The sequence below is a fragment of the Verrucomicrobiota bacterium genome (genome assembly GCA_019247695.1).
In the GTDB taxonomy this organism is placed as follows: Bacteria; Verrucomicrobiota; Verrucomicrobiia; order Chthoniobacterales; family JAFAMB01; genus JAFBAP01.
Genome location: JAFBAP010000121.1, coordinates 1 through 5,790, shown reverse-complemented (window position 1 = coordinate 5,790; position 5,790 = coordinate 1). Strand labels below are relative to the sequence as shown.

The 5,790-nt window shown below is 58.3% G+C and carries 5 protein-coding genes and 1 pseudogene; 5 read left to right on the top strand and 1 reads right to left on the bottom strand.

Annotated elements, in window-relative coordinates; translation table 11 throughout:
• Positions 1-101 (top strand): annotated as a pseudogene (locus JO015_14745) (transposase).
• A 104-nt stretch (positions 102-205) separates the two neighbouring features.
• On the opposite strand, the gene JO015_14740 reads toward JO015_14745, so the two are convergent.
• Positions 206-571, bottom strand: a complete 366-nt coding sequence (locus JO015_14740) for a Uma2 family endonuclease (GenBank protein MBW0000355.1) — start codon at positions 569-571, stop codon at positions 206-208.
• A gap of 360 nt (positions 572-931) precedes the next feature.
• On the opposite strand from JO015_14740, the gene JO015_14735 reads away from it, so the two are divergent.
• From JO015_14735 to JO015_14720, 4 genes are all read left to right on the top strand, one after another.
• On the top strand, positions 932-2,428 hold the full coding sequence (locus JO015_14735) for a sugar ABC transporter ATP-binding protein (GenBank protein MBW0000354.1): 1,497 nt from the start codon (positions 932-934) through the stop codon (positions 2,426-2,428).
• A gap of 85 nt (positions 2,429-2,513) precedes the next feature.
• Positions 2,514-3,485: an ABC transporter permease gene (locus tag JO015_14730; protein ID MBW0000353.1), complete on the top strand. Its 972-nt coding sequence runs from the start codon at positions 2,514-2,516 to the stop codon at positions 3,483-3,485.
• Between the two features lie 135 nt (positions 3,486-3,620).
• Positions 3,621-4,592, top strand: coding sequence for an ABC transporter substrate-binding protein (locus JO015_14725; GenBank protein MBW0000352.1), 972 nt, complete (start codon positions 3,621-3,623; stop codon positions 4,590-4,592).
• A gap of 305 nt (positions 4,593-4,897) precedes the next feature.
• Positions 4,898-5,790 (top strand): NERD domain-containing protein (locus tag JO015_14720; GenBank protein ID MBW0000351.1); only part of this gene is annotated, 893 nt, incomplete at its 3' end.

Below are 5,790 nucleotides of genomic sequence, written 5' to 3'. Positions count from 1 at the left end.
CTTGCGTGGCGTGCGGCTACATTCAGAACGCCGACCTGAATGCAGCCCAAAACATTTTAGCGGCAGGGCATGCCGTTTTAGCGTGTGGAGAGGACGTAAGGCCACGGGCAACCGTGGCAGCCTCGGCGAAGCACGAACCCGCCGAAGGGTTACGCCATGCAGCGTAATCCCGTAGGAATCTCCGGCATTCATGCCGGGGAGGATGTCAAGAGTCAAACAATGAGGCGATCTCAACCTTGAAACGGGTGAGCACCAGCGATTCCAAGCTTCCGCTCGCGTGGGCGCCTTGCCGCTCAAAACGTCCCTCCTTGCAATGAAAAATCTCCACCGTCCGCCGTTCCGGATTGATAAGCCAATATTCCCGGACCCCGCTGCGCTCGTAGTCGTCGAATTTAACGCCACGGTCGTTGGCCTGGGTCGACGGGGAAAGAACCTCGACCACCAGGTCCGGCACGGGAAACAGCGACTGGTCCGGGGTGAACGCCCGGGCGCGGGATTTTGCGAAAAACACCACATCCGGCTCGTAATCGTTACGGGAAGAGGCGCACAAAGCCTTCTCGTCGAGGACCAACCCTGAATCGGGCGGGTGGCGTAGAGGCTCAGCATTTGCGCCATGTGCTTATGGACCAGCAGGTGCCGGAGCGATGCCGGTGAATGATAGAGCACCACGCCGTTGATAAACTCGGCCTTCTCGTCCGGCCGCAACGCGTCCCGAAAGGCTTGCCGGCGTACGTTCTCCGCCTGCAGCACGGCGCGAATCTCGTTGGACAAACGAGGCAAGTCCGGCAGCTCAAGCAAGGCATCTCGCAACGGGTGCTTGCGGTCCCCCGATCCGCTCATGCCCGCATTATACCACCGTGCATTGATCTTGCCCCAGGACTTCCCTATAGTTCGGGTCAACGCGGACGCCGCCCCCCGGAACCCCTCCATCGTGGATTGCATCTTACAACTCCAGAACATCAACAAAGCATTTTACGGAGTCCCCGTACTCAGGGACGTTAACTTCGACCTTTATAAAGGCGAAGTACACGCCCTGTTAGGCGAGAACGGAGCCGGCAAGTCCACGCTGATCAAAATTCTTTCCGGGGCTTACCGCCTGGATGCCGGAACTATCATCCTCGACCGGCACAAAATCGGCCCGAACTATAATCCTAAAATCGCCGAGGATCTCGGCATCGTGACCATATACCAGAATTTTCACCTGGTTCCCCACCTGAGCGTTGCGGAAAACGTGGCGCTCAGAAATCTGACCAGCCGGCCGTCAGCATTCATCAACCGGCGGGCGACCAACGCTCAGGCTGAGGCCGCCCTCGCGAAGATCAAGTTCTCAATCGATCCAAGGCTGCAGGTTAGAGAGCTGAGCGTCGCGAAAAAGCAAATGCTGGAAATCGCGATTGCGCTCTCCAAGAACGCCCGCGTCATCATCATGGATGAGCCGACGGCGGCCCTGAGTGGAAAAGAAATCGGAGCGCTCTTCGGCATCATTCTGCAGCTGAAATCCGAAGGCATCGGGATTATCTATGTGTCGCACAAGTTAGAGGAAATAAAACAGATCGGGGACCGCGTGACGATTCTGCGCGACGGCAGGACGGTCGTAACCGCCGGATTAAGAGCCACGGACGTCAAGGATATCATCGGGTTCATGATCGGACGGGAATTAAGCGCGAATCCGGTGCGCCGGAGCGCCTCCGGGGGCCGGGAGGTTCTATCCGCAAAGGGCATCAGTACTCGACACTTGCCTGACCCGTTAACGGTCTCGGTACGCGAATGCGAGATTCTCGGGATCACCGGCCTCGTCGGCTCGGGCAAAACGGAACTCGCACGGGCGATCTTCGGCGCGGATAAGATCACCGCAGGCAGCATTTACCTGAACGAGCGCAAAGTGGAGATACATCGTCCCCGGGACGCGGTGAAGCTCGGGATCGGTTACCTGCCCGAAGACAGGGATAGTAAAGGGCTGTGCCTCAACCTGGGTGTTAGAGAAAACGTGACGCTGGCGTTGCTCGCAAAGTTGAAGGGCGTCCTTTTCAGTCGTCGCTCCGAGAGAATCCTGGTCAGAAAAATGGTGGCGTCACTGAAGATCAGAACGCGGGATATCTTTCAGCCGGTCAAATACCTGAGCGGGGGAAACAAGCAAAAGGTGGTTCTCGGCAAGTGGCTGGAGGCCGGTTGCAAACTATTGATTCTCGACGAACCGACGATCGGGATCGACGTCGGCGCCCGCGAAGAGTTCTATGAGCTGGTGCGGCGATTCACCGAAGGGCCGAGCCGGGCCGTGGTGTTCATCTCAAGCGACATAGGTGAAATCCTGGAAGTGGCGGACCGTATCCTCGTCATGGCGCGATCCCGGCTGGTCGCCGAGTTGAACCCGCGAGAAACCTCCAAACAAGAGATCATGCAGTATAGCATGAGTTCACCCCGGGTTTAGCCGGTCCCCTTAAATCTGCACCAATCGTGATGCATGCCTCCGGCTTCGACCCGCACCGCCTGAGAGCCTTCGCTGAGAAACCGTGATGGAAACGCCGGAACGGCCAAACTTGGCCTTTGAGAGGGCCCGTAAGGTGATCGGCAACCAGGCGGTTTCGATGTTGCTGATCCTGATCTCGATGTGGATCGTGTTGTCTCTGCTTTCACCCTACTTTTTCACGGTTGGCAACATCTCCGAAATCACGTTGCAGACCGCGGTGGTAGGGATCATTGCCGCGGGCGAAACCCTGATCATCATTTCCGGCGGGATCGACCTCTCGGTCGGCGCGATTTTTGCCTGTTCCGGTGTGGTCGGCGGGCTGATGTACCAGCGTACGTCTAATCTGGCCCTGGCTTTGCTCACCACGATCCTCGTCGGCGGGGCGTTGGGGGCTGCGAACGGATTTTTTATTACCCGGCTCCGCGTCCCATCCTTCATTGCCACGCTCGGGATGATGGGTATGGCTCGAGGGTTGGCCCTGATCTTTTCAAGAGGCATTCCCATCTTTGGCCTCGATCCGCGGCACCTGTGGATCGGCCAAGGAAGGCTGTTAAACATCATCCCGGTTCCAACGATCATTCTTCTCCTGGTTTTCGCCGTGCTCTTTGTGATTGCGCAGTATACCCGGTTCGGTCGGTTCACCTACGCCATCGGCAGCAATGCCGAGGCCGCAATGTTGTCCGGGATTAACCTGCGGCTGGTCACGTTGGCGATCTACACCGGCTGCGGCCTGCTCTGCGGCGTGGCGTCAATCATCGAATCCGCCCGGCTTGCTACCATTCAGCCGGCCGGCGGCACCGGCTATGAACTCCTGGCGATCGGCGCCGTCGTGATTGGCGGCACCAGCCTCTTTGGAGGGGAAGGTAACGTGCTGGCGACGCTGATCGGGGCGCTGATCGAGACCACGATCAGAAACGGCCTGAATATCCTGGGCGTGAATGCCTTTTGGCAGTACGTCGTGAATGGCGCGGTGATCATCGCGGCCGTTTCGGTCGATCAGTTGCGCAGGCAGCGATAGCATTGCCCGGGCCTTGGAATGTTTTATATTGAAGTCCCATAAACGGAACGTATGATCCGAAAACGGATCGTCTCTGCCGATCGTTCCCCCTCCCGAAAAAATCCTGCGGTCAAACCGGTACAGAAAGCTCTCGGAATGAAAAAGGTTCTCTCCCTCATTCTACCTGTCTCCAGCCTCATCCTTCTCACCCTCGGCGGCGCCGGCCGCCTGCTCGCCCAGGCACAAAGCCAGGGGACCGTCGTGTTCATCCCCAAATCAACGTCAGCAACCTTCTACCTGTTTCTCGTAAAAGGGGCCAAGGACCGGGCAAAGGAACTGGGCTACAACATCGACTATCAAGGCCCCGCTACGGAAACCGAAATTGCGAGCCAGGTGGACCTCGTCCGTAACATTGCGAGATCCAGGCCCGCCGGTATTCTCCTGGCAGCCCTCGACTCCAAAGGCCTGATTCCTCCGGTTCAGGACGCCATCAGCGACGGCGTTCCTGTGGTCATGGTTGATTCGGGCATCGACAGTGATCTTCCCGCGGCGAGCGTCACCTGCGATAACTATGACGGAGGTTATAAAGCCGGGATGGAAATGGCGAAACTTCTCGGCGAAAAAGGTCTCGTCGGCAATCTGGGAATCCAGGCCGGTTCGGTCAGCTCAAAACGGAGCACCGGGTTCAACGATGCGATCGCCAAATTTCCTAACATGAAGGTGCTCCCGATTCAGTGGACGAACGCTGATGCCGCTGCCTCAATGAACATCGCGGGGGATCTGCTCAATGGTAATCCGGGCATCGCCGGGTTTTTCTCGGCCTGCGCCCCGACCGCAGTCGGCGTTTGCCAGGCTATCAAAGCCAAGGGACTCGAGAACAAGGTAAAGGTGGTGACGTTTGATCCGAGCCCGGAAGTTCTGCCGCTCTTCGAAAGCGGGACGATCCAGGCGATCATTGCGCAGGATCCTTACCAGATGGGCTACCAGGGCGTCGGTTACATTGATCAGGCGCGTAAGAAGATCGCGGTCCAGAATAAGAAGGTGGAACTGCCGCCGGTGTTGATCACTGCGGACAATTATCATAGCCCTGAAGTGCAAAAACTGTTGCAGACACCGGACAAGTTCTAGGCGGCTTCCCGCCTGCCCGGGTTATAATCCGGCCGGGAGGTTGGTGTGCGCCTCCGGTGTTCGGCTTGGCATCCCGGCATCGGTGCACCGGCGTATCAGGCCGTCCGGACCGGGGCCCAAAAGGGCATCTTCAGTCGTCCTGCGCCTGCGGTTCCGACCCGTCCCCATTCCGGGGGCGCGCTCTTCGGTATGCAATGAGGCTAAATTCAGACGGCTGCCCGCCGATAAACCCTGATCGGGCTTGCCGCGGCGGGCTGGTTCCGTTCCGGCCATAGCTGTCTTGCGAGGGCTACCGATGACGTGTCATGTTGATCAAAGAGAAAGACGGGATCGAGTTACAGCTTGAAGAGCTTCATCACCTCTTGGGGACGGCAAAGCTCTCTGCCGGGCAACGAGACGAGGTCCAGGACGAGATCAAGCAGACCAAAACGGGCGCCCAAGGGGAGGAGAAGGCTGCCTACTACATCAACTTCAAACTGCGGGACTCAAACAATTATGCGGTCCTCCATGACCTGCGCCTGGAGCATGAAGGTGGAGTTGCCCAAATCGATCACCTGCTCATTGACCGGTTCCTTGATGTTATCCTGATCGAAAGCAGGAACGTCACCACCGCCCTGCGCGTGAACGAACACGGCGAGTTCGAGATCAGAACCCGGTCGTTTTGGAAGGGGATTGAATCGCCGGTCGAACGGAGCCAACGGCACGCCCTGGTCGTGGAGGCCATCATCAATGCCTTGGACCTTGCGCCCCGGCGTATGGGCATCCCGATTAGCCGCAACTACCATCATTGGGTTCTGGTCTCCCCGGAATGCTCGCTCTTGAGACCGACCGGAGAACAGAACATCCTGAAAATGGACCAGTTCGGCACCCGTCTGGACCAATTCGGCCATGAGAACGGGAATCCCCTTGGGGTCGCTAAACTGATCTCCCCTGAAACGCTGAGGGAATTTGCGCAGCGGTTGGCTGCGCAGCACCGGCCCTCGGCGCCGGACTACGCAGCCCGATTCGGGATTGATCCGCTTCCGAAAAAGTCCGGATCGGCTTGGAGACCGGGCGCGAATTCCCGGGGTTGCGCCGGATGCGGTGCGCCCCTGGACAGCAAGGTAGTGTTTTTCTGCCGTATCAATGCCGGCCGGTTTGAAGGCAAGCTTCTCTGCCGGCCTTGTCAGGCCGCCATGGCGATCACGCACAACTGCAC

Excerpts from the sequence above, each read along its gene's own strand:
- JO015_14730 (MBW0000353.1), top strand. The coding sequence starts at position 2,514 with ATGGAAACGCCGGAACGGCCAAACTTGGCCTTTGAGAGGGCCCGTAAG.
- JO015_14725 (MBW0000352.1), top strand. The coding sequence starts at position 3,621 with ATGAAAAAGGTTCTCTCCCTCATTCTACCTGTCTCCAGCCTCATCCTT.